The sequence below is a fragment of the Pseudoalteromonas sp. B160 genome, from assembly GCF_037162485.1.
GTDB classification, from domain to species: domain Bacteria; phylum Pseudomonadota; class Gammaproteobacteria; order Enterobacterales; family Alteromonadaceae; genus Pseudoalteromonas; species Pseudoalteromonas rhizosphaerae.
Window position 1 is genome coordinate 410,416 of the sequence record NZ_JARLUX010000002.1, and the last position, 23,544, is coordinate 433,959.

Sequence of the window (23,544 nt, forward strand, 5' to 3'; positions counted from 1 at the left end):
TTTTAAAATTGCTTTGCTTTTATATCCCAATTAACAAAGTCAGCTGTTTTACCCTGCAAAAATAGCGTTGCATTGGTTTGCTTATCTTTTAATTGCCAATCCAGCCACTTAATAGCTAGCTTTGAGAACGAACCACCAAACGGCTGTTCAAATGTTCCTGAATGCCCCGCGGTTTTATGATTAGCAAAGATCACGGGCACATGACTTATGCGTTGATAATCAAGCTTGGCATTGTCAGTGGCAATATCAGTGGGTCCACCAACAAGGTAGATTACAGGAGCATGCAAGTTTTGCAGTGACTTAACATCAGCGCTTGCCATGGTCATATCACCAATACCTGAATTAAACATTAAATAACTGCTGACTCTTTTATCTGCCCCAGTGGCAAGTAGTTGCGCGCCGCCACATGACTGGCCTGCAATGGCTATTTTCTCAAGATTTGCGCTTTGGTAAAATTCACTTAATGGATTTGCAGATTGCGCTGTGATCCAATCAATCGCGTGAGGGATCATGCTATTACTGGCCTTATTTAAGGGCCTGTCATCAAGGCTGTTTTGCATTTTGCCCAGAGCAATGACTAAGTAACCGTGCGAAGCAATGTCAGAGAGCATATGCTCAAATGGATAGGAGGTATCCATACAGCCGCCGTTAGCAAATACCATAACGGGTAGTTTTGGCGACGGGTTTTGCCCAGCGCTTAACTGCTTCGGGCGGTATATAACATAGTCACTTAACGAGGTTTCAGTGGCTGCAATGGCGCTAAATGGGCCACTGCCACCTTCGTCTATCACTTTATAGTTAGCAGTTTTCGCAAAGCATAGTGAGGGTATCAAGCATATTAAGGTGATGAAAAGACGTTGCATAGCTCCTTCCTTAGTTAATATTGTATTATAAATATTGCTGTATATGATGTTGTGTATGTTGAAAATAAAAAGTTAAAAAAAAGCCAGACTCTTGTCTGGCTTTTTATGACAACAAACTATTGGGTAAGGCAGCTCACCCTAAATAGCTTACTCTTGTGCAGTAGCTGCATCGTAGAGTGCTTTGATTGCGTCAGCATCGATTGCGCCGTTAAATATTTTTAACTCATCAACCGCGCCGTTATACGGTGTATCCCAGTAGTTTACACCTAACGCAAATTCATTGGTTTCGCCTTCGACAGTGAATACGCGAGGGAAGCCACCAGCTTCAATTTTAAGTTCACCATTTACGTACATTTTCAGCGTATCACCGTTGCTGCCATCAACCGTGAAGGCAACATGAGTCCACTCTTTAGCAGGGATGCGCATGCCTAAATCACCATTATCAAAGAATGCACCGCCACCATTTGCCCATAGACGTGTAGTATTTGAATCAACCATTGAGGGTACTAAGCTGACCCACGTTGATGAACTAGCCCCTGCAAAAAATGCGGTGGTGTAATCTGAGAATGTTTCAGGTTTTAACCACATTGATACCGAGTAGTCGTTGGTGGTGATCAAATTATTTGGTAAACGCACGCCTGAACCTTGCAGGAATAACGCTTGGCCTTTAATGCCTTCAACAAAAGTGGCGTTACCACCGGTGTTATCAATACGGTCGCCAGTTGGTTTAGCACTTGCGTATGCATCTTTAAGCTCTGCTAAATCGCCTTCAAAGCTATATTCTGCAAGGGCAAGTGATTTAACGGTAACTGCAAAAGTTTTAGTATCTGTAAAGTCTTTATAGTTAATTGTTGCTGTTAAAGTAACAACTTGATCGCCAACATTGGCGCTTGGCTGATTAACAACGGCAGTGCCATTAACAGGTTTCAAGAACTCTTCATTATTCGATGTCCAGCTAATACCTGACACAAACGGTCCAACACGGGGTAATTCAAAGCTTTCACGGATAGCCGTTGTATCACCTAAATCAAGTGCATCAGTAATGAAGGTTTCAAACTTAGTTGGATCAGTTAGATTGTTAATCGCTGCACCATTAATATCTAAGCTGTTTAATGCGTAATCATAGACAATAAATTCATCTACTTGACCTTGGAATGGTGCATCCCAGCCAAAGTTTACACCCAGTGCAAACTTGGCCGTATCACTACTAAACATGTCAGGGCGTGGCATTGAACCAACAAGTGCTCCATTAGAGTAGTACTTCATTGTGCCGTTAGCATAAGTGATAGTAACATGACTCCACTGTCCAGCCGTAGCGCCTTGAGTCATTTCGATTTGATTCCACTGCTCTACTTCAGGCTCAACAAGGTAGCGGCTCCATAGTAGTGTATTAGTCGTGAAGTGAGGTGCGCCACCTGGAATATAGCTAATCCAACGGTCAGCGTTTTCTGCTGCAAAAAATGCGGGGCTGTAACCAGTTACAACGTCAGGCTTTGACCAAAATGAAACGGTGTAGCTGTCAGAATTGATAATGTCATCCGGTAAACGCACACCGGTTGAGCCATCAAAGTTAAATGCTTGGCCTGTTTGGCCCACGCTATAGGCAGCAGTGCCAGCACCTGTGTTGTCTAAGTTATTATCTGTGGTGACGGCATCAGCAAGGTTGCTTAAATTATCTGTTAAGCCGTTTTCAAAGCTATAGTGTGCAATCGCATTTTTATATACCGGACGAGCTTTAACATTAACATTAAAGCTCTTAGTGATGGTTTCACCGTTAAGTGACATACTAGCGGTTAATGTAACTGCTTGATCGCCACGATCAGGGGTGGGAATAAATACAGAGCCATTTGCATCAATGTAATATTCATTACTTGATTCCCAGCGAATAGTCGTACCCGCTTTCCCTTTGGTTGGTAATGAATAACCTTCATCAGCAATTGACAGCTCAGTCTTAATATTTAGCGCATCGTTCACGGTTGCTAATACACTGGCGGTTTCATCAATCTCAGCAATTTTACTGCCCCACACCGTGGCGTTTTCAAGTGATACAGCAGAGAAGGTGACCACTAAGTCTTGCTTACTATCATCCCATTGCCATTTAGCAACACCGTAATAAGTACCAGATCCAAGCTCAAGTTTGACGTTTGAATCATCAACCATATACCAAATACCCGTATCATCACCGGTCACTGAGTGATCAGCATTTAATGCTATGTAAGTTGAGCGCACCGCACTGGTATTAACATCAGTACCATGATTTATAAATTTGTAGTATCCGTACAATTGCTCAGCAACCACTAAATTATCACCCTCTAGTGGTACAAAACGTTGTGGTGAGGTGACAGGCCAACCTAACGAATTGATAAACATCTCATGCACGCGAACTTGGTGAGCTTCACTCGCTGTCGGAAACGGTGACGAGGTTTGTGGGAAACGCGTGTGGGTAATCAATAAGTGACGGCCAGTCGCTTCGTCATAATGTGCTGAATTATGGCCCGGTGATTGATAACCCCAAGCAGGTGACGTTTCACCTAGCTCTTGAGTGTACTCAAAGCCACCTAATAGTTTTTCACCAATTTCTAGACCACCTACAGTGGCAATATCGTTGCCAGCGGTATCTAAGTATGGGCCATCTGGTGTTTTTGAACGTGCTACACGGATATTGTAACCACCGTTTACATCAAAACCCGCGACTGAATAAAACAAGTAATAGTAGTCACTTTCTGGGCTGTACATAGCAAATGCGCCTTCAATGGCTCTAAAGTCACCACCCACTAAGTGTTTACCATAGCCTTGCTCACCGTCAGGTATACCGGTTTCTTCATTCATTGCCAGTACAAAAATACCGCCAGAATATGAACCATAAACCATCCATAATTGGCCGTCTTTATCATAAAAGGCGGCAGGGTCAATGGCATTCGGGTCAACCGCACCATTCCACGTTGTTTGGCCATTATCTAGGGGATACTGCGCAAATTCTTCGTCATTGCGATAGCCACTGCGTAAGAATACACCTTTGTTTTTATATGGACCTTCTACAGAATCAGCTTCGGCAAGGCCTAAGTACGAGCGGTTCCAGCATACTTCATCAACAACGTCAGGTGTGTCAGGGTTATCTTGGGCGCAATGGTTATAGTAAAACCAAAACTTACCATTGGGTGCTTTCACCACATCAGCAGCCCAGTTACCGGTAAATCCATCAGTCCACTCAATACCTTCGGCGATTTCGCTAGTGTAATTAAAGTCAAAAAGCGGGCTTTCATTCACGGCTTCATTAGCGGAAAGACTTGAAATCATTTCCCAATTTAATAAATCAGTTGATTTTGCTACCGCTAAATGTGAACCAAAAATGTAATAAGTACCGTCAGTTTCAATTACGGAAGGATCATGTACGCCAACATAAGTTACCGCTACATTACCTTCTTCGTTGTACTCAACGCTATCACTGACGGTTGGTTTTGCACTTTGTGGCTGGGCAACTGCTGGTGATGACTCAAGCTTAGTGCCTTCTTCAGAGCATGCTGTAACAGCTAAAGCGCAGGTGATCACCATTGCTAATCTGGTTAGTTTCATTTTTGTGTGTCCTCTTATAACGGGGATTTTTGTTATTTAATGTTGTCGATAAAATTGCTGTACACCTAACGTAAAGTAGTAACTACGTAGTATTGTAATTTTATAGTACTATTTAAGATGTGCAAATACTTTTGCAAAAGTAATTAACATGTAAATTAAAAGTGCTTTGTTTACAATGATTACCGCGGTGTTTTAATTATTATCAAGCAATGGTTTGTGCTGCTTTTTCGCTGTTTTAATGGGAACACTAGATGTGTCTAGCAGGTAGGGGAAGATAAATCATAGTAATGAGGGCTCTGCAATAAGAGCCCATTTATTGACTGAGTTATTTACCTTTACTCAATCCTTCAGTGGTCATGATGATACGCTGCAAGGTGCCATCATCATTGTAGAGCAGTGGTTCAATCGCAACAGAGCGACGAAAGCGTCCGCCACTTGGTTTGCCGTCTTTTGGTGGTACTGCACCGGTATGGTAAATAAAGTAACTTTTACCTTTAAATTCGATAATTGATTGGTGATTGGTTTCGCTGTTACCGGCAATCTCATTGAGGATACCTTTGGTACTGCCAAGGCCCATGGATACTTTTACTCATCGCATAACAGATCTTTTCAGGGAATTCACACGCATAAGATACGTAATAGTATTCTTCTTTCTTATGTACCCACAGTGCTTCCAGTAAAGTTTGGTAAATCAATGGTTTTAATTTCACCATCCAAGCTGAGTAAGTCATCACTTAGTTTTACATATTTAGGCACTAAGTTACCAAAAAACATGTATGTATCACCGTTTTCTTCTACATAGATAGCCGGATCAATATCATCCCAGTCATTAGGTGTATGTTTGGTCATATCATCGGTTACTAGTGCATGACCGATGGCATCTTTAAATGGGCCAGTAGGGGATTTTGAGGTGGCAACCCCAATTGCAAAACCTGGTTTAGTATCATCATGGCGAACGGTAGTAAAAAAGTAGAAAGTACCGTCTCGTTCAATCATATGAGAAGCCCAAGCTTCACCTTTCGCCCATTTAAAGTCAGTGGCTTTCATAATTGGGCCGTGCTTTTTCCAATTCACCATATCGGTTGATGAAAAGGCAAGCCAGTCATGCATTTCAAAAAATACATCGTTATTGGGGGCTTCATCGTGGCCGGTATACAGGTAAACCGTATCTTTGTGCACCAATGCGGCAGGATCTGCAGTAAACACATCGGTAAATAATGGGTTTTGTGCAGCGGCCATAGTGCTAGATAGCAGTAACGGCAGTGCAAAGGCTGTTAATTTATTGTTCATTAGGTGTCCTTTGTGATTAATGATTGTAATTCAATATACGCTCTTCACGGTCACAGACTCAAATTGTATTATAAAGTACGAAAATGAGCTTAATTGGTACAAAAAAGTAAACAAACAGTGAAAAACAATTCTTTATTGTAATATTGTATTTTTTATTATCTTAGCAGCAAAATTGCGAAGGTAAATATCTGGTTACTTATTTTTTGTAACTCGACAGCCTACTACTATTTAGATGTTTCGCTTTTTTAATTGTTTATACTGTTGTATTTTATTGTTTATTTTAATTTTTAGGACGTATGCAAGCAAACCGGTAAGGTTTAATTGGGAGAGAACTTTAATATATTCTTTACGGATTGTTTTAATTTGGATTTTAGAGTTGACCGCTGATTAGTCATACAATATGATCAAAGTTCGGGCGCTAATCTATTAACAAAATAATATGTAGATCCCCGTGTACTGTTTTGACAACATCTCTGGACAATGCAGTGGTCACTCTTCGGTAGCTAAATGGAATAGTTCAGCCCGCCGATATAACTATAACTTGGAGAACACCGCTAATGTTTAAAAGAACACACATAGCAAGTGCGATAGTGTTGGCATTCACTTGTCAATTTGCCTATGCACAACAAGAAGCAATTAATACTCCTGAAGAAAGCGTTGATGAAATCGAGGTTATTCAGGTTACAGGCATTCGCGGCAGTTTAAATAAAGCGTTAGATGAAAAACGTGCTAGCGTGCAAATCGTTGACGCTATTATTGTTGAAGATATTGGTAAGTTCCCCGATAACAACGTAGTAGAAGCATTGCAACGGGTAACTGGGGTGCAAACTACTGGCCGTGGTGCGGGTGAAGTGAGCCAAGTATCTATTCGTGGTTTGTCGGATGTGCATACCACTGTAAATGGTCGTGATATTTTTACTGGTGCAGGGCGTGATGTAGCGCTACAAGATATCCCAGCAAGCTTATTATCGGGTGTTACCGTTTATAAAACACGTTCAGCTGATCAGGTAGAGCGTGGTATTGCCGGTTCAATCGACATTAAAACTAATCGTCCTTTTAATTTTGACGGCAAAAAAGTTGTTTTAGCTGCACGTGGTATTTACTCCGATCAACCTGATAAAGTTGACCCAAATGTGAGCGCATTATTAAGCAACCGCTGGGAACTTGATGGTGGGGGTGAGTTTGGTGCACTGTTTAATGTGTCGTACTCTGAGACCCATTATCGAGATGATACGATAACAGCGGGTGCAGCGTTTCCATTTTTTACCAATAAACCGCAAGCAATGTATTCACCCTATTCACGTATTCCTGAATATGATTCGCAAGGTAATAAAGTTTGGCAAATAGGTCTAGAAAATGGTTTATCCTATGCTCCGGGCTCTACATTGAATGTTGAGGGTGAACCAACCGAGTATTTAATTGCCCGTGATGCGATATTTGGTACGTCTTTTACTGGTTTGCGTAAACGCCCTGCTGCTTCAATTTCACTTCAATGGGCGCCGGTTGATACCCTAGAAATTACCGCTGAAGGCTTTTACACCGGTTATGAAAATGAATCGCAAAATGCCATGTGGTTCTCTAATACGTTCGAAAACGGTAACGGCTTCATCGAAACGCCTGTTGTATTTGATGGCACTAACGTTGTAAAAGAAAAGCAAGCAATTGCTGTGGGTGGTTTCCAAAGTGGCGATTTCTCTTATGGTAAAACAGACAGCTATTTATACGCACTTGGTGCACAGTGGCAAGCCAGTGATTATTTAACTATTAACACTGAGGTCGTTTATCAAGAAAGTGAGTATGAAACAGACTTTTTTGCAATGCGCTTTGACCGTGTTGCAACTGGTTTAGATGTTGATTTTAATGACAATGATGGTGTTCCAGGTATCGCATTTTGGGATGATCCTAATACAGCTGTAAATGAAGCCGATATGGCTGCAATACAAAACTGGAATGCGGGAACAGCCTATGATAATGGAGGCGGGAATCGCGGCGACTCAACAACATTTACCTTTGATGCTGAGTATCTAGTAGGTGGTAACTTTTTCGATAAAATTAAATTTGGTGGTCGTTACGAAAAACGCACAGCTGAAGAATTCACTCGAACAAATGAAGGTGGGATCGGAAATAGTACAAGTGTTGAAAGCCTGATCCAACAACTTGGTGCAGCTGGTGCAGCAGGCGATGGCTCTGGAATAGTATTCCAAGTTGATGACTACTTTGATGGCCGTGCAGATACATTTAATAGCTTTATCACCGCAGATGGTGGCTATATGCTAGATAACGCTGGTGCAGTTCGCAGCGTGTATGATCTAGAAGCAGAAGATGTATATAAGACCTTTGATATCGAAGAAAACTCGTATGCGCTATATGCCACAACAAACTTTTTCTTAACTGAAAATATCAGCGGGGAGTTTGGTGTTCGCTATGTGAGCTATGAGCAAGAAATGGATTTTACTGCTGAAACAGGGCTAAATACCAATGTGTTTGAGTCAAGCTCTGCGAGCGCAGATGTCAGTAAATTACTGCCAAGCTTAGTTCTAAACTGGAATATAACCGATGATGTGATAGGGCGTTTTGCATATACTAATACCTTACGTATGCCTAATTTCACAGATTTAAATGCCTTGCAATACTGGACTGAACCATTAACTGATGGGACTAAAAACGGTACTGGGGTGGGGGGAATCCGCAATTACAACCTGAGGAGTCTACAAACTATGATGTGTCACTTGAGTGGTATTTTGCAGATTCGAGCTCTTTATATGCAACGTACTTTTTACGTGACATAGATAGCCGGATTGTCCCTGGGCGTAAAATTGTAATGCGACCTAGAGCGTCAGATGGAGAGGTTATTCCCTTTGCATTAAGTGCGCCTGTGAATGCCAGTGAAGGTGAATTATCTGGTTTAGAGCTTGGTTTAGTATATTTCCCAGATAATTTACCGGAGATGCTTGACGGAGTTGGTGTACAAGCAAGTTTTACTGCGCTAGATTCATCTCAACAATTACCAGAATATAATGATGATGGAACTATTAGTGGTTATGTTGAGTCAAGCATGGTCGGTGTGTCGGATCAGTCATACAGTATTGTGGGTATTTATGAGCGAGATACGTTTGATATGCGTTTATCGTACGTATGGCGTTCAGAGTTCTATACCGGTAACGAAGCGGCTATTTTTGCGAACCCGCTACAATTTTGGAGCCGTCCTGAGCAAAGTTTAGACTTTCAATTTAGTTATGACGTGACGGATGATTTTGTGGTGACATTTGATGCAACAAACATCTTAGATGATGTGTATCAAAGCTATTACGGTGAAGGTAACGATAACCTATTTAACTTTAGCAACGGTATCTACTCTCGTACATTTGCAATTGGTGCACGTTACACTTTCTAATATTTATATAAGCCCAAAAGTATAAGCCCAAAAAGTCCCAGCCTGTCTGGGACTTTTTTATCCAACGGCACCTCTTACCTAGCAGTACCTAAAATGTTAATTTTTAACTGGGTTTTATGATGATTATCAAAATGAACTTGTTGTACAGAGCAATAAGTTGCCTTGGTTAAATTGTAATATAGTATCTTTATTTGCCATGTTAAATAAAATAAATTCATTTAATTGTTGCAAAAATATAGTTAAGCTCTTAATCCTTTCCATAATAAAATAACTAAGATTATGTTATTTATTGTTTTATTTTCTATTCTTCACAACTTTAAAGCCTGTATTTCGATTTTTTCAATTAACATTTATTTAGCGTTATAAGTTGACTGCTAATTAATCATACAATATTATCAATGTCAGGCAGCAAATAATTAACATAATAAAAGACAACCTTAATACAGGCTCTGACAACAAGCTTTGTACATAAGGGGGAGCAGAGGGTAATTAGCCTTCTGGGGGAAAAACAAATGGAGAACACCACTCATGTTCAAAAAAACACACATAGCTAGCGCAATTTTAATGGCAGTGTCATGCCAGTTTGCATATGCACAGCAAGAAGATAATACATCAGCAAATGCTGAGAAAGACGACATTGAAGTTATTCAGGTTTCTGGTATTCGTGGTAGCTTAAATAAAGGCCTGAACATTAAACGACAGTCATTCCAAGTTGTTGATGCGATTGTTGCCGAAGATATCGGTAAGTTTCCAGATAATAACGTTGTAGAAGCGCTGCAACGGGTAACCGGTATACAGGTTACTGACCGTGGTGCTGGTGAAGTAAACACGGTATCTATCCGTGGTTTAACGGACGTAACAACAACAGTCAATGGTCGACAAGTATTTACAGCTTCTGGTCGTAATGTAGCGCTTGCTGATATTCCGGCAGCTTTATTGGAAAGTGTTGATGTATTCAAAACGCGTTCCGCTTCACAAGTAGGTAGTGGTATTGCCGGTCAAATTGACATCAAAACCCAGCGCCCATTTAACTTTGATGGTTCAAGAGTGGTTGTTTCTGCCCGCGGTGTTTACCAAGACCAAGCAGAAGAGGTTGATCCAATTTTATCTGCACTAGCGAGTAATCGCTGGGAGTCTGGTATGGGGGAGTTTGGTGCCTTGATCAACCTTTCATACGCAGAGACTAATTACCGAGACCAAAATATGGCTGCAGGTGCAATGGTGCCATTTATGACCCTTAACCCGGCAGCAGGATTTGCACCGTTTGAGCGTATTTTCCCAAGCAATGGTAATGTAAGTGAAAGCCCAATATGGGAACCTGGTCTTGAAAACGGCCTACCATATCAATCGGGTTCGACATTGAATATCAATGGTGTGCCAACTGAATATTACTTGTCACGCGATGCCGTTTTTTCTAATGACTTAACTGGTAAGCGTGAACGCCCAGCTGCCAATCTTTCATTGCAATGGCGCCCTAACAGCGATTCACAATATACCTTTGAAGCCTTTTACAATGGCTACCGTAATGAGTCATTCAATTCGCTAAGCTTTACCTTCGTAGATTGGTGGGGCAATGTTGATACGCAAAATCCACCGACGACCTTTGACGGTACTAACATTATTAAAGAACGTTATGTTGATGCACCATACGGTTTTAATAGCGGTGATTTGAATGTAAGTAAAACCGACAGCTACGTGTTTGCATTAGGTGGTGAATGGACTATCAATGATAACTTTAATTTGTCGTCTGAAATTTATTATCAAGATAGCCAATACGAAACAGAATTCCTGGCAATGCGAAGTGATCGGGTAGCATATGGCTTAAATGTTGATTTTAATGATAAAGATGGTATCCCAGCATTAGAATATGTTGATAATCCAGATACCCCAGCGAATGAAGCTGATTTAACCGATACCTCGCAATGGAATGTTGCTCAACTGTATGACAATGGTGGCAATCGTAAAGGTGATTCACTTACCTTCACGCTGGATGGTGAACTGTTTGTAGACCGTTTGGGTTTCGATGAAATAGGTTTCGGTATTAAGTACGATAGTAAAGGATCTTCAGAAGCATCACGTGAATCCAAGTTCCTCGTTGAGACACTTGGGCAACCCTTTTCATCACTTGATGCTGGATTAGCCGCTGTTAATGAAGACTTTTTTGATGGCAAAGCTAATTGGCCATCATCGTGGGTTGCTCCAAGTGGCCACTACATTCAGGCGAATCGAGGCTATTTCCGCGAACTATATGGTATAGAGTCAGAAAGTTTAGTGTTAGAAAAAACATTCGATGTTGATGAAAAAGCTTATTCGGCTTATATTCAGGGTAATTTTTCAAGCACATTATTTGGTCGTGATATTGATGGTCAAGTTGGCCTTCGTTACGAAAATGCTAAGATTGATATGACATTTTTCGATATTGATCAAAATCCTACCGATGTTAGTTTTGCAGATAATAGTTCATCGGCTTGGTTACCTAGCTTTGTTGTACGTTATCATTTGAGCGAAGATTTACTTGCTCGTGCCGCTTATACTCAGACTATTCGTCGTCCTGAGTTTTCACAGCTAAACTCGTTTATTTATTATACTGAAGATGTCACAGATATTGGTTATGGTACTGCAAATGGTGGGAATCCAAGCATAAAACCCGTTGAATCGAAGAATTATGATTTAACTTTAGAGTGGTATTTTGCTGAAGCAAGCTCGCTGTATGGCACATTGTTTAAGCGCGATATAGAAGGATTTGTCTATGGCTCTAACCGTATCATTCAATATCAAGGCCCAGATGCGACTGAGCCTGAGGATTACATTCTTACTCAACCAAATAATTCGTCAAATGGTACATTAGATGGCTTAGAACTTGGTCTTGTATATTTCCCTGACAATTTGCCTGATTGGTTAATGGGGGCAGGTATTCAAGCCAGTGCTACTTTACTTGATTCAAAACAAGATTTACCGAAGTATAACGATGTAGGTGAGTTAGTTGGTACAGATTCGCGTGATATGTTTGGTGTGTCTAAGTCATCGTACTCAACTGTTTTAATCTATGAACGAGAAGACTTTGATATGCGTTTGGCCTATTTATGGCGTGATGATTTCTTAAATAGCTATGAGGCCGCACAATTTGCTAACCCACTGGGTATCTACCGTAGCCCAGAACAGAGTTTAGATTTTCAGGTAAGCTACGATGTTACAGAAGATCTGATGGTTACATTTGATGGTACTAACTTAACGCAAGAAACGTATCAAAGTTATTATGAGTATCCAACGACACATAATTCAAATAGTGCACTATATAGTCGCACATTTGCATTAGGTGTACGTTACTCTTTCTAATCACAGTTATATCAAATAAAAGCCTCGGATCGTCCGAGGCTTTTCTATTTTCTATTATATGACCTTTGTCTAACCGAAAATGGTTGCGTTAAAAATAGTATGATAATACTATTAATTAGGTTATCATTATATTTACAATAATAAGCAATACAATGGTCACCAATGTGATAAAACAAAGAATAGGTGACCTTTATTCTTTTAAATATGGCGTATTAAGGTACAACGTATTTTAAAAATCAGGTAGTTGTATGGAAAATCAAAAGTTATCAGTGGTAGAAAAAGTCGGTTTTGGTGCCGGTGATATGGCAGTAAACGTTATGGTTGCTGCATTATTTTATTTTATGTCGTTTTTCTACACCGACATTTATGGCCTCGACCCTGTTGATATGGGTATTTTATTTTTAGTTGCACGTTTTGTTGATGCGTTTACTGACCCATTAATGGGCGTGATTACCGATAAAGTAAAAACTCGCTGGGGGCAGTTCCGCCATTGGTTCTTATTTTTATCTGTGCCCTATGGTATTTCAATCGTCCTGCTATTTACCACTCCAGATTTTGATTACAATATGAAGTTGGTGTGGGCTTACCTTACTTATTTATTTGCCACCTTGATGTTTACCGGTGTAGCAATTCCTTATATTTCGTACATTGGCGTATTAACCGCAGATCCTAAAGAACGTTTATCAGCGAATGGTTTTCGGATGTTTTTTGCCAAAATAGCCAATGTTATTATTGTATTTTCAGTACCTTTACTTGCGTCAATGTGGGGCGGTGGCGATATCGCTCATGGTTATAAACTGGCAATGATTTTAGTGTCTACCTGCGGTGTAGCATTGTTTCTGTTTTGTTTTTTTACTACTCGTGAACGTATTACTCATGAACCACAAACCGAAAGTATACTGACCCAATTTAAAGTGCTGATTAAAAACGATCAATGGTTGCTGCTATGCGCCGCATGTGTACTTGGTACTCTAGGTTATGCAATTCGTGGCAGTGTGGCTATGTACTACGCTAAGTACTATTTAGGTGCTCCTGATCTGGCGGGTACATTTACTAGTGCCGGTATCGCAGCATCAATAGTATCTATGGTGGCAAGTACGTGGATCACCCAACGTTATTGTAAGTTAAAACTATTTAGATGGTCACAAATCGCAGTGTTGTTTATTTCGCTGATAATGTTTTTTGCAGTGCAACCTGGTGACATCTGGTTGGCCTTTGTGTTGTATATCATTTTATCTTTCGTGGTTGATTTGCATGCACCGGTGTTTTGGTCCGCGATTGCAGAAGCGGTTGACTATGGCGAAATTAAAGACGGTGTTAGGGCATCAGGTTTGTCATTTGGCGGGATTTCATTTTGCCAAAAAGCCGGTGGTGGTTTAGCGGGTCTTGCCGGTGGTTTACTGTTAGCTTTTTTTGATTACCAGCCAAATATTGAACAAAGTCAATTTACCATGACTGGATTAGCATTAATGCTGACCATAATTCCTGGTGTGTTTCATGCCATTTTGGGCTTTGTGCTATTTAAATACAAAATTACCGATAACTATTATACCGATATGGTTAAAAACCAGCGGTTACCAGAATAATTTTAGGAGCATTTATGTCAACTTTACCTAAACCTTTGATCCCACAACGTGCTGATCCATATATTCATAAGCACACAGATGGTTATTATTACTTTACCGCGTCAGTGCCTGCCTATGATGGCATTGAACTGCGCCGTGCAAAAACCCTAGAAGGGCTTGCAACTGCAACGCCAAAAATGGTCTGGATGAAGCCACAAACAGGTCCATATTCTGAGCTTATTTGGGCTCCTGAGATCCATTTTAATGATGGCGCTTGGTATGTTTATTTTGCCGCAGCACCGAGTCGTGAAATTAAGCACGATTTATTTCAGCATCGTATGTATGCAATTAGCTGTAAAGATGCGGATCCGATTGAAGGCGAGTGGCAGTTTTGCGGTCAAATTGAAACCCCATGGGATACTTTTTGTTTAGATGCCACGACTTTTTATCATAATGATGAGCTTTATTATTGCTGGGCACAAAAAGAACCGGTGTAAAAGGTAACTCAAATCTGTACTTGGCAAAAATGTCATCACCAACAGAGATCACTGGCGAAATCACCCGTTTAACCATCCCTGAACTTGATTGGGAAATAATTGGTTTTTGGGTGAATGAAGGCCCTAACGTACTTAAACGTAACGGTAAAATATTCTTAACGTATTCAGCCAGTGCCACCGATGAAAACTATGCTATGGGCTTGCTATATGCGGACCTAGATAGTGATTTATTAGATATAAATAGCTGGACTAAAGTGCAAGAGCCGGTATTTCGTAGTAACGAGCCTAAGTCGATGTTTGGCCCCGGGCATAACAGTTTTACGCAAGATGAAAATGGTAACGACGTGCTGGTTTATCACTGTCGTCAATATACTGAAATTGAAGGTGATCCACTGTGGAACCCAGATCGTCATACCTTCACAAAATCACTAAATTGGGATGATAACGGTATGCCTGTTTTTGGTAAGCCTGGCGAACAATAAAAATAACAAAAGGACTCTGTGTATGTTTGTTTTAGCAGTAAAAAAATTACCACACGTTATTAGTTTTTCACTTGCGGTAATGTTGTTATCGGCTTGCAGCGAACACCCTAATGCAGATGATAAAACTGTTAATACGCATCATACACAGCGCACACCACAACAACTTTTTGCACTTGAGCAAGTTAGCTTAAGTGCAAGCCCATTTTTACATGCCCAGCAAACTAACGTTCGTTATTTATTGGCATTGCACCCAGATCAATTATTAGCCCCTTACTTACGTGAAGCTGGTATCGAGCCCAAAGCGTCATCTTATGGTAATTGGGAAGACTCGGGGCTTGATGGTCACATTGGCGGTCATTATTTATCGGCGTTAAGCCTTGCGTGGGCTGCAACTGGCGATGAAGAACTAAAGCGCCGTTTAGATTACATGTTAAATGAGCTACAACGCGCACAACAGGTTAATGACGGTTATTTAGGAGGCATACCAAATGGTCAAGCGATGTGGCAACAAATCCATGATGGCAATATTAAAGCCGATTTATTTAGTTTAAATGATCGTTGGGTGCCGCTTTATAACATAGACAAAATTTTCCATGGCTTGCGTGATGCTTACTTGATTGCAGGCAGTGAACAAGCAAAAACCATGCTGTTTGATTTAGGCGAATGGTTTTTAAACTTAACCTCTAAGTTAAGCGAGCAGCAGATTCAACAGATGCTGTATTCAGAATATGGCGGTTTAAATGCGGTATTTGCCGATATGGCGACGATCAGTGGCGATAAGCGTTATCTCAAATTAGCTCAACAGTTTACTCAAAATAGCATTGTCGATCCGCTGTTAAAAAAACAAGATAAGCTAACTGGCTTACATGCTAATACCCAAATTCCAAAAATTATTGGTATGTTGAAGGTCGCTGAGGCCACTGATGATAAAGCGTGGCAACAAGGCGCAGATTATTTTTGGCAAACAGTGACTAAAGAGCGCTCAGTGGCCATTGGTGGTAACAGTGTGCGTGAGCATTTTCACGACAAAAAAGATTTTACCGCGATGGTTGAAGACGTTGAAGGCCCTGAAACCTGTAACACGTACAACATGATTAAACTCAGCAAGCTGCTGTTTCTGAAAACCGCGGACACTCGCTATTTAGAATACTACGAGCGCGCAACCTATAACCATATTTTATCGTCGCAACATCCTGAGCACGGTGGGCTTGTGTACTTTACGCCAATGCGTCCTGGGCACTATCGTATGTATTCATCGGTACAAGATTCAATGTGGTGTTGCGTCGGTTCGGGTATCGAAAATCATAGTAAATACGGTGAGCTGATCTACAGTAAAAATGACGATAACTTATGGGTAAATCTATTTATTCCAAGTACGCTTGATTGGCAGCAACAGGACTTAAAAGTAACTCAACAAAGCCATTTTCCGGATGCTAATAATATAACCTTAGTGATTAACACATTAGATAAAAAACATAACTCATCAGCGCAGCTGCATATTCGTAAACCAAGTTGGGTTACTGATGAATTGCAGTTTAAGCTTAATGGCAAAGCAATAAATGCCACTGCAGAGCAGGGGTATTACGCAATAAAACATGACTGGCATGATGGCGATAAATTAACTTTTTCTTTAGCGCCAAAACTGTACACAGAGCAGTTGCCTGATGACCAAGATTACTATGCGGTATTGTATGGTCCTGTGGTAATGGCAACCAAAGTACAAGCGTTTAAAAATGAGCATTTAAACTTTGTTGCTGATGACAGTCGCATGGGTCATATTGCAGCAGGGCCTACCTGTCCACCCGAAGCACTGCCTATCATGCTCAGTGAACCCGAGCAGTTTATTGCTGATTTAAAGCGAGCCCCTAGCGCAGAACTTGCATTTACCACAGATAAAAATGTCGCCATTGCTCAGCAGGGGATAGGGAGCACACAAACAACTCAGTTAATTCCGTTCTTTAGGCTTCATGATAGTCGCTATCAAGTTTACTGGCCGCAGCAAAGTGAAGCCGAATTTACTCAATTTGTTAAAGATTCAAAAGCGGCTGAACAAGCAAAAGAGCAATTACGTTTATTGACCGTTGACCAAATTACACCGGGCGAGCAACAGCCTGAAGTTGAGCATGACTTTAAAGGTGAAAATACCCGTGCAGGTGTTAATAACGGCCATCATTGGCGTGATGCAACAGGTTGGTTTGAATATAAGCTAACTAACTCAGAGCAGCAGGCAGTTGCACTGCGTATCCGTTACTTTACTGCAGATGTTGGACGTAAGTTTACTATCACAATTAATGGTGAGGTGCTGGCAAAAGTTAGCTTACCTGCTAAGCAAACCGGTGCAGAATTTTACAGTATTGATTATCCATTAACTGATGAAATGAAAAAAGCTAGCTCATTAACACTGCGCTTTAGTGCAATAAAAGGATCGGTTGCTGGTGGTATTTACGGTATTCGTTTAATCAATAATAACTAGTAGGACGAGTATGAGTTTACAGCATTATGACGATGTGCATTCTAAAGTGAGTGTTCGGCGCTACCCGCTCGCAGAGCAATACATAACACAGCCTGGTGTGCATGTAACCGGCTCGGGTTTAATGTATCGAATTATTGAACTGGGAAGTGGCGAACCACCTTCATGGGATGCTACTGTTAAGGTGCAGCAACGCGTGATGACTGCAACAGGGCATGTGCTTTATGATACGCGGCAAATCGAGCAAGTGGCTGAGTATGAGATAGCAGAAGCAATTGAAGGTTTGCAAGAAGCACTCATGCTGATGCCTAAAGGCAGCCGTTATGAACTTTTGATTTTACCGCATCTTGCCTACGATATTTACAGTGTGGCACTGAATGAATCTTTAGCGATAAGCAGTGAGCAGCTTATTTTTATGGATATTAAACTCATTGATTTTAAAGAGTAATCGTGAGCTAGAGCAGTAATTTTTGTATTGAGAATGCGATATATCAAAACAAAAAACCTGCAAAAAATGCAGGTTTTTAGTGGCTGTTCTTAAGTGTTACTTCTCAATCAGCTTAGTGGTGCGCTTGTTTAGATCTTTGCTATCAACTACTGGCCAGTTATCGTCCCAAGTCATCGGTAGAATACGTAATTTTTGTAAACCGTTATCAGCCGTTTCGTAAGCATGAAGTACTAAGTAATCTTTACCGTCAAAGGTATAAGCGGCATTATGACCAAGCGCTACCCAGTCTTTATTACCTTCGATCACCAGCGAACCACCGCCATTATTTAAGTCACGGCCTTCTTTATCAAGGTATGGGCCTTCTACGTTTTTACTGCGCCCTACACGGACATTGTAAGTGCTGTCTAAACCTTGGCAGCATTTATCAAACGACACAAATAGGTAGTAATAGCCATTCTTTTTAAAGATATATGGTGCTTCTACAGGTCCGTGTTCAGTGTTAGGGCGTGCTGAAATGCTATGCCATTCTTGTGGTTGTGCCAAACGTACCATATCATCGTCAAGTTTCACTAATTTAAGACCGCCCCAAAACGAACCAAAGCTCATCCATGGTGTACCATTGTCATCTTCAACAATCGCTGGATCTATGGCATTCCAGTTATCACGCTCAGGCACAGACTGTATAACTATACCGTGATCTATCCATTTATAATCTGGTGATTTAGGATCTAGAGTTTCGTTAACCGTTACACCGATCGCCGAGGTGTTTTTACCAAACGCAGACACAGAATAATAAAGGTAAAACTTGCCATCTTTTTGGTATACATCCGGCGCCCAAAGGTGGCCACCAAAGTCACTGGCAACTCGTTTTGCCCAGCTCGGCTCGTCTTTAAATGCGCGCCCGGTAAGCTGCCAATTTTTCATGTCTTTGGATTCGTAATACGTGATCCCCATACCCGTGCTAAAGACGTAATAGGTATCGCCTTCTTTGGTCATTACAGGGTCGTGTACTTCAACTTGTTTAGCCATGGTATTACTTGCTAAACAAAGTAATGTGCTTGCACCGAGCAGTTTACATGTATGAGCGAACTTTTTTGCGTGTTTCATAGTTGCCTACCTTTTTATTTTAATCATTAAACTTATCAGCTACTATAATATATGTAATACAATATTAACAATGGAAATTAAACTATAAAAATAGGAAATACCATGGCCAAGAATCTGATTGCCACTGCAATTATAAGCGTACTTAGTATGTCATGCTTTTACAGTGTTGCAGAGGCAAATAATAGCCCAACATTAATGCCAATTGATAACCCGATTGTTTTGCAACGCGCTGATCCTTGGTTGGTCCGCGATGAAAAAACCGGTTGTTATACCTTTATTGGTACATCCCCTAAGTTTGACGAAATTGAATTACGTCAAGCTTGTAGACTTAATGACTTGAAGTTAGCTGAACCAAAAGTGATTTGGCATAAAAATGAAAAAGGCCCAATGAGTACCAATATTTGGGCACCAGAGCTACATAAAGTTGATGGCAGTTGGTATATTCATTTTGCAGCGGGTGATGTAGAAAAGCCGTTTAGTATCCGCATGTATGTACTCAAAAATGACAGTGAAAACCCGATGAACGGGCAGTGGCAAGAAATGGGTCAGTTAAAAACCCACCTTGATAGTTTTTCGTTGGACGCTACAACATTTAGCCATAAAGGTAAGCGTTATTTAGTGTGGGCACAGCAAAACCAACCCGCAACGTATAACTCCGCATTGTGGATTGCACAAATGGATTCACCAACATCGATAAAAGAGCCAATAGTGAATATTTCAGAGCCAACACTTGATTGGGAAATACAAGGCTATAAGGTGAATGAAGGAGCTGCAGTGATGATCCGTGAGGGGAAAGTGCTACTTACGTATTCTGCCAGTGCCACCGATGATCGATATGCAATGGGCTTGTTATGGGCCGATGCAGATGCTGATTTACTCGACCCCGCAAGCTGGCATAAAAAGCCACAGCCAATTTTTGCAAGTAACGAAAAAGTAGGGCGCTTTGGTCCAGGTCACAATAGTTTTGTAAAAGCAGAGGACGGTGTTACAGACTTATTAATTTACCACAGCCGTGATTATAAAGAGCTTAAAGGAACACCGTTAACAGATCCAAATCGCCATGCGCGAGCGCGTATAATAAAGTGGGATGACCAAGGATTTCCTATTCTTTCGCCAGAGTTTCCGGACTAATTATAGAGCTGATAATAAAAAAGGAGCCTGTGGCTCCTTTTTAATGAATTAGGGCTGATTACTCAACAATAATCCCTACAGCATCTAAATAATAGTCTGTCCAACTATTATATTGCCCTTGTAACCACATAATCACTTTATGTTGATCAGAGTTGACTATCATAGGGCGTAAATTTTCATTGTGCTTATCATGTGTTAACTGCTGCCACTGAATACTTTTAGTATCATCATCAAGCCCAATGTGTGCGCTAAATATTTGATGCGGCATTGATAAAGACTCACCTGTCGTAGGATTTACATTACTTGAAATAACCACGTGAGAAGGGTCGCTAGGATCCACAGTGATTAAGCCTGTATAGCTGGCTTCACGGTCATATAAACGGCTTCCTGCAAACGCAACTTCACGGTCATGCCATTTTTTGCCATCCCAAGATGCAATACGATAGCGCTGATCTTGATTATTTAAATAATAAGTATAAGCAACGTGTGGATAGCCTTTATCATCAAATGCTACTGAGCTGGTCCAAGCGCTTTTTTCAACACTTAAATCAACACCGCGGAAGGTTCCGCCGCCACCTTGAAATAATTTCTCTGCTTCGGAGGGTTTTAGCGGACCTTCCTTTTTCAGGTTTTTAATCAATGTGCCATCCACGTTATAGAAATTACCATCTCGAAACTCAGAATAATAAATGCTGTTACCAAAATCACGCGGATGAGCGTCAGTAAATGACAAACCTATGGTGTCTTTGCCATTCCCTGCATAGCGTGCATACGGTCTTTGTACGCCTGGGACTTCATTTTGAATGAGATGAACATGTTCATCGCTCCAGGTAGCACCATCGTCTTTTGATGTAACATACGTTGGATTCCAATCAATACCGCGATAAAGGTTATAAAGTGTTCCTTCATCGGATAAGTCATATAAGTTCATGTAGGTTACGTTGGCAGGACTTTGTATCGTTTTCTCTTCGCCCCAATTTAAAAAATTGTCAGAATTTGAAATACGGTAGTAATGTGCTTTTTCACTATTATGACGTGCGTAAACGGTTAATACACTGCCATCAGGACGCGCATAAAAAACCGGTGAGTTATGATCATCATGGTCAAATTCAGTTTTTAATGTGGTACGACCGAGTAGTTGCTTTTTATCAAGGTCGTAGACACCTACCGCAGCGTCACCCACACCATTGCCAGCAACGCTACCGATAATTAATTTACCGTTTTGGATAATGGCGCGGGGATCTTGAAACCAACACCACCCTGCATTATGCATTAACGTTTGAATTGTATTGTGAGCGACGTGTTTTTTTGGTTTTTCATCTTCAAGTAGTTTATACACTTCACTACCGGCTGCTAAAAATGCTCCAACACCATACACTTCAGTGTAATCTGGAAATGAATCTCCAGGAGCTGCGCCTACAGGCTGTACGAAGGCGAGCATGCCTTCAGCGGTGACTGAATTTTGCAGCGCTTGCCATGCTTTCATTAACGCTGGACGGTAAGTGACTTTATCTAAGTAACCTTGGTTGATACCCCATGCAATACCATATGCATAAAACGACGTACCGCTGGTTTCTTTTATTGGGTAACCTTCGGTTCCACCTAATAATCCCATTGACCATGTGCCATCTTCAAGTTGGATTTCAATTAAACGTGCCGCCATTTTTTTATACAAATTAATGTAAAAATCGCGCTTTTCCCAAGTAACTGGTAAGTCAGGTATCATCAAAGCTAATCCACCAAATACCCAGCCATTGCCACGAGCCCAAAAAACGTCTTCGCCATTTTTTTCGTGTTTATCAAAGAAACTAGAATCACGCCAAAATAGCTGATCTTTCTCACTCCACAATAGGTCATACGTGGCGTGGTACTCTTGATCCATAAAGTCTAAGTATTTTTCTTCACCGGTAATTTTAGCTAAACGTGCCCATACAGGCGGTGCCATAAATAATGCATCACACCAGCCCCAACGATCATGGGCATGAGTATTTTCGGCAAGCCAATCAAGTGTGCCGGTTTTTGGGTGAGCCAAAATCCAATCAAATTGCTTACGTGTTGGTTCAAGCATTTCTGGTTGGTGGAAGTCTTCGTATAAAGACAGATAAAATTGACCTACCGTTTGATCATCGGCGTGATAAGGGCGCTGGTGAAGTTTCCAGTCATTTCGCTGACCAATTTCCATTAAAAAGTTTGTATATTTATCATCATCAGCAATTTTACGCCATTCGTTCATACCCGCGTAAAGGGCACCATGATGCCACTCTAAATCATGATATTGCTCGCGATTCATCCACTGTGGTGGTTTGCGTGGCAGCGCGCGGTATTTACCTTCTTCGTCAAAATGTGCAATTTGCCAGTCTGCTACTTTTTTCGTTAATGACTTTACAGATTCTGCGGTTACTTGTTTGTTTTTATCTTTGGCTAAATAGTTACTCGCATAATCTTGCCATTGTTTGAAGGTTGTTATGTCACCCGCTTTTGACCAAGCAAAACCAGCATAATAGGTAATTTCACCCGCTTTATTCGTTTGCGCAACAAGCAGTGCATGCGAACGATCTTTCTTATCACTTTGTTGTAAAATATAGTGAGTGTGGGTAAATTTAGGTAATAGTACAGATGTACCCACTTGGCTACCGTCAATGGTTTCCCACGTTGTTATTGCATCACCTTCAGAGTTGACATGTGCTTGTGCTTTACCATCATGGGTAGTGACACCCACAGCAACTTTAAGTTGAATGGGTTGACCATTGTGCGTAAATTGGCTGTGTACTTTATAAAATTGGCTACCTTTTTCAAGTGTGTAGCGTTTTTTCTCGGTGATGTCTTTATCGTTATACTGGTAAGTGAGCTCAAAAACGACTTTATCAGCGGTTTTTTCTATTATTGAATAATCAGTATACACATTGGGCTGTATCAGTCTGTCGCTTTTATCGGCATTTTCATCCCATAGGGCCATTGAGCCACAGCCTAATGAATTACCAACATGATAAGGGTCGTAACCTTCACCATGATCTTCATGATAAGAGATACCTTCTCGTTCTCCTTTATACCATTTATTAATAATTGGGTAATCAACCCGTTTAAGCCAGCAGTCAGTACCGTTGTTTTCAGCAGAGTCTGTTAAAGCAGGCCCATAAACGCGAAAGGCAACCTTATCATTTTCAAACGCAAAGTCGTCCATACGCTCAGGAACAAAGCGTGCTTCTACACTTTTTTGGGGAATTATTGAGGAGCAGCTACTGAGTAATACTAGAGAACTTATAGATGCAATTTTAAGCAGAGTGTTCATCATCACCTCTTTATGATTGTTCATTAATTGGCACTGAGGCTAACAACACGAGAGGAAGCTAGATAGCCTGATTAATGAGTGTCTTTATCTGTGTGCAAA

The 23,544-nt window shown here is 40.9% G+C and carries 11 protein-coding genes and 2 pseudogenes; 8 read left to right on the plus strand and 5 right to left on the minus strand.

The features are described 5' to 3' along the window. Window positions 1-2: 2 nt before the first annotated feature. The 3 genes and pseudogenes from P4S61_RS20415 to P4S61_RS20425 form a co-directional block, all read right to left on the minus strand. Window positions 3-863, minus strand: coding sequence for a poly(ethylene terephthalate) hydrolase family protein (locus P4S61_RS20415; RefSeq protein ID WP_149980049.1), 861 nt, complete (start codon window positions 861-863; stop codon window positions 3-5). Window positions 864-1,010: 147 nt separating this feature from the next. Next, window positions 1,011-4,436, minus strand: a complete 3,426-nt coding sequence (locus P4S61_RS20420) for a LamG-like jellyroll fold domain-containing protein (protein WP_337119095.1) — start codon at window positions 4,434-4,436, stop codon at window positions 1,011-1,013. Between the two features lie 325 nt (window positions 4,437-4,761). Next, window positions 4,762-5,726: pseudogene (locus tag P4S61_RS20425) on the minus strand (glycoside hydrolase family 43 protein). Between the two features lie 557 nt (window positions 5,727-6,283). Here P4S61_RS20425 and P4S61_RS20430 point away from each other — a divergent pair. The 7 genes and pseudogenes from P4S61_RS20430 (at window position 6,284) to P4S61_RS20460 (ending at window position 17,918) form a co-directional block, all read left to right on the plus strand. Next, complete coding sequence (locus tag P4S61_RS20430; protein WP_337119096.1) at window positions 6,284-8,515, plus strand: TonB-dependent receptor; 2,232 nt, start codon at window positions 6,284-6,286, stop codon at window positions 8,513-8,515. Continuing rightward, the gene (locus tag P4S61_RS20435; RefSeq protein ID WP_337119097.1) at window positions 8,449-9,120 is read left to right on the plus strand and encodes a hypothetical protein; all 672 of its coding nucleotides are present in this window, start codon (window positions 8,449-8,451) and stop codon (window positions 9,118-9,120) included. Before P4S61_RS20430 ends, P4S61_RS20435 begins: the two co-directional genes overlap by 67 nt. Before the next feature lie 528 nt (window positions 9,121-9,648). Next, window positions 9,649-12,456, plus strand: a complete 2,808-nt coding sequence (locus tag P4S61_RS20440; protein WP_145234147.1) for a TonB-dependent receptor — start codon at window positions 9,649-9,651, stop codon at window positions 12,454-12,456. A gap of 248 nt (window positions 12,457-12,704) precedes the next feature. Then, a complete protein-coding gene (locus P4S61_RS20445) occupies window positions 12,705-14,042 on the plus strand; it encodes an MFS transporter (RefSeq protein WP_145234145.1) in 1,338 nt (445 codons plus the stop codon). Between the two features lie 14 nt (window positions 14,043-14,056). Beyond that, window positions 14,057-15,000 (plus strand): annotated as a pseudogene (locus P4S61_RS20450) (glycoside hydrolase family 43 protein). A gap of 22 nt (window positions 15,001-15,022) precedes the next feature. Further along, window positions 15,023-17,473 carry a glycoside hydrolase family 127 protein gene (locus P4S61_RS20455; RefSeq protein WP_337119098.1) on the plus strand — a complete coding sequence of 817 codons (2,451 nt, stop codon included), beginning with the start codon at window positions 15,023-15,025 and terminating at the stop codon, window positions 17,471-17,473. Window positions 17,474-17,483: 10 nt separating this feature from the next. Continuing rightward, a complete protein-coding gene (locus P4S61_RS20460) occupies window positions 17,484-17,918 on the plus strand; it encodes an FKBP-type peptidyl-prolyl cis-trans isomerase (protein WP_182757385.1) in 435 nt (144 codons plus the stop codon). A gap of 96 nt (window positions 17,919-18,014) precedes the next feature. Here P4S61_RS20460 and P4S61_RS20465 read toward each other — a convergent pair whose 3' ends face one another. Further along, on the minus strand, window positions 18,015-19,025 hold the full coding sequence (locus P4S61_RS20465) for an arabinan endo-1,5-alpha-L-arabinosidase (protein WP_337119099.1): 1,011 nt from the start codon (window positions 19,023-19,025) through the stop codon (window positions 18,015-18,017). A gap of 102 nt (window positions 19,026-19,127) precedes the next feature. Between P4S61_RS20465 and P4S61_RS20470 the strand changes: the two genes are divergently transcribed. Further along, entirely contained in the window at window positions 19,128-20,156 is a 1,029-nt protein-coding gene (locus P4S61_RS20470) for a glycoside hydrolase family 43 protein (protein WP_145234137.1), read from the plus strand. A 58-nt stretch (window positions 20,157-20,214) separates the two neighbouring features. Here the strand turns inward: P4S61_RS20470 and P4S61_RS20475 are convergent, their stop codons facing one another. Further along, on the minus strand, window positions 20,215-23,469 hold the full coding sequence (locus tag P4S61_RS20475; protein WP_337119100.1) for a glycoside hydrolase family 88 protein: 3,255 nt from the start codon (window positions 23,467-23,469) through the stop codon (window positions 20,215-20,217). Window positions 23,470-23,544 lie beyond the last annotated feature (75 nt).

What these genes read in the sequence shown, in the direction of transcription:
- P4S61_RS20415 (WP_149980049.1), bottom strand. Translation starts at nt 863, where the DNA reads ATGCAACGTCTTTTCATCACCTTAATATGCTTGATACCCTCACTATGC.
- P4S61_RS20420 (WP_337119095.1), bottom strand. Translation starts at nt 4,436, where the DNA reads ATGAAACTAACCAGATTAGCAATGGTGATCACCTGCGCTTTAGCTGTT.
- P4S61_RS20430 (WP_337119096.1), top strand. Translation starts at nt 6,284, where the DNA reads ATGTTTAAAAGAACACACATAGCAAGTGCGATAGTGTTGGCATTCACT.
- P4S61_RS20440 (WP_145234147.1), top strand. Translation starts at nt 9,649, where the DNA reads ATGTTCAAAAAAACACACATAGCTAGCGCAATTTTAATGGCAGTGTCA.
- P4S61_RS20445 (WP_145234145.1), top strand. Translation starts at nt 12,705, where the DNA reads ATGGAAAATCAAAAGTTATCAGTGGTAGAAAAAGTCGGTTTTGGTGCC.
- P4S61_RS20455 (WP_337119098.1), top strand. Translation starts at nt 15,023, where the DNA reads ATGTTTGTTTTAGCAGTAAAAAAATTACCACACGTTATTAGTTTTTCA.
- P4S61_RS20460 (WP_182757385.1), top strand. Translation starts at nt 17,484, where the DNA reads ATGAGTTTACAGCATTATGACGATGTGCATTCTAAAGTGAGTGTTCGG.
- P4S61_RS20465 (WP_337119099.1), bottom strand. Translation starts at nt 19,025, where the DNA reads ATGAAACACGCAAAAAAGTTCGCTCATACATGTAAACTGCTCGGTGCA.
- P4S61_RS20470 (WP_145234137.1), top strand. Translation starts at nt 19,128, where the DNA reads ATGGCCAAGAATCTGATTGCCACTGCAATTATAAGCGTACTTAGTATG.
- P4S61_RS20475 (WP_337119100.1), bottom strand. Translation starts at nt 23,469, where the DNA reads ATGAACAATCATAAAGAGGTGATGATGAACACTCTGCTTAAAATTGCA.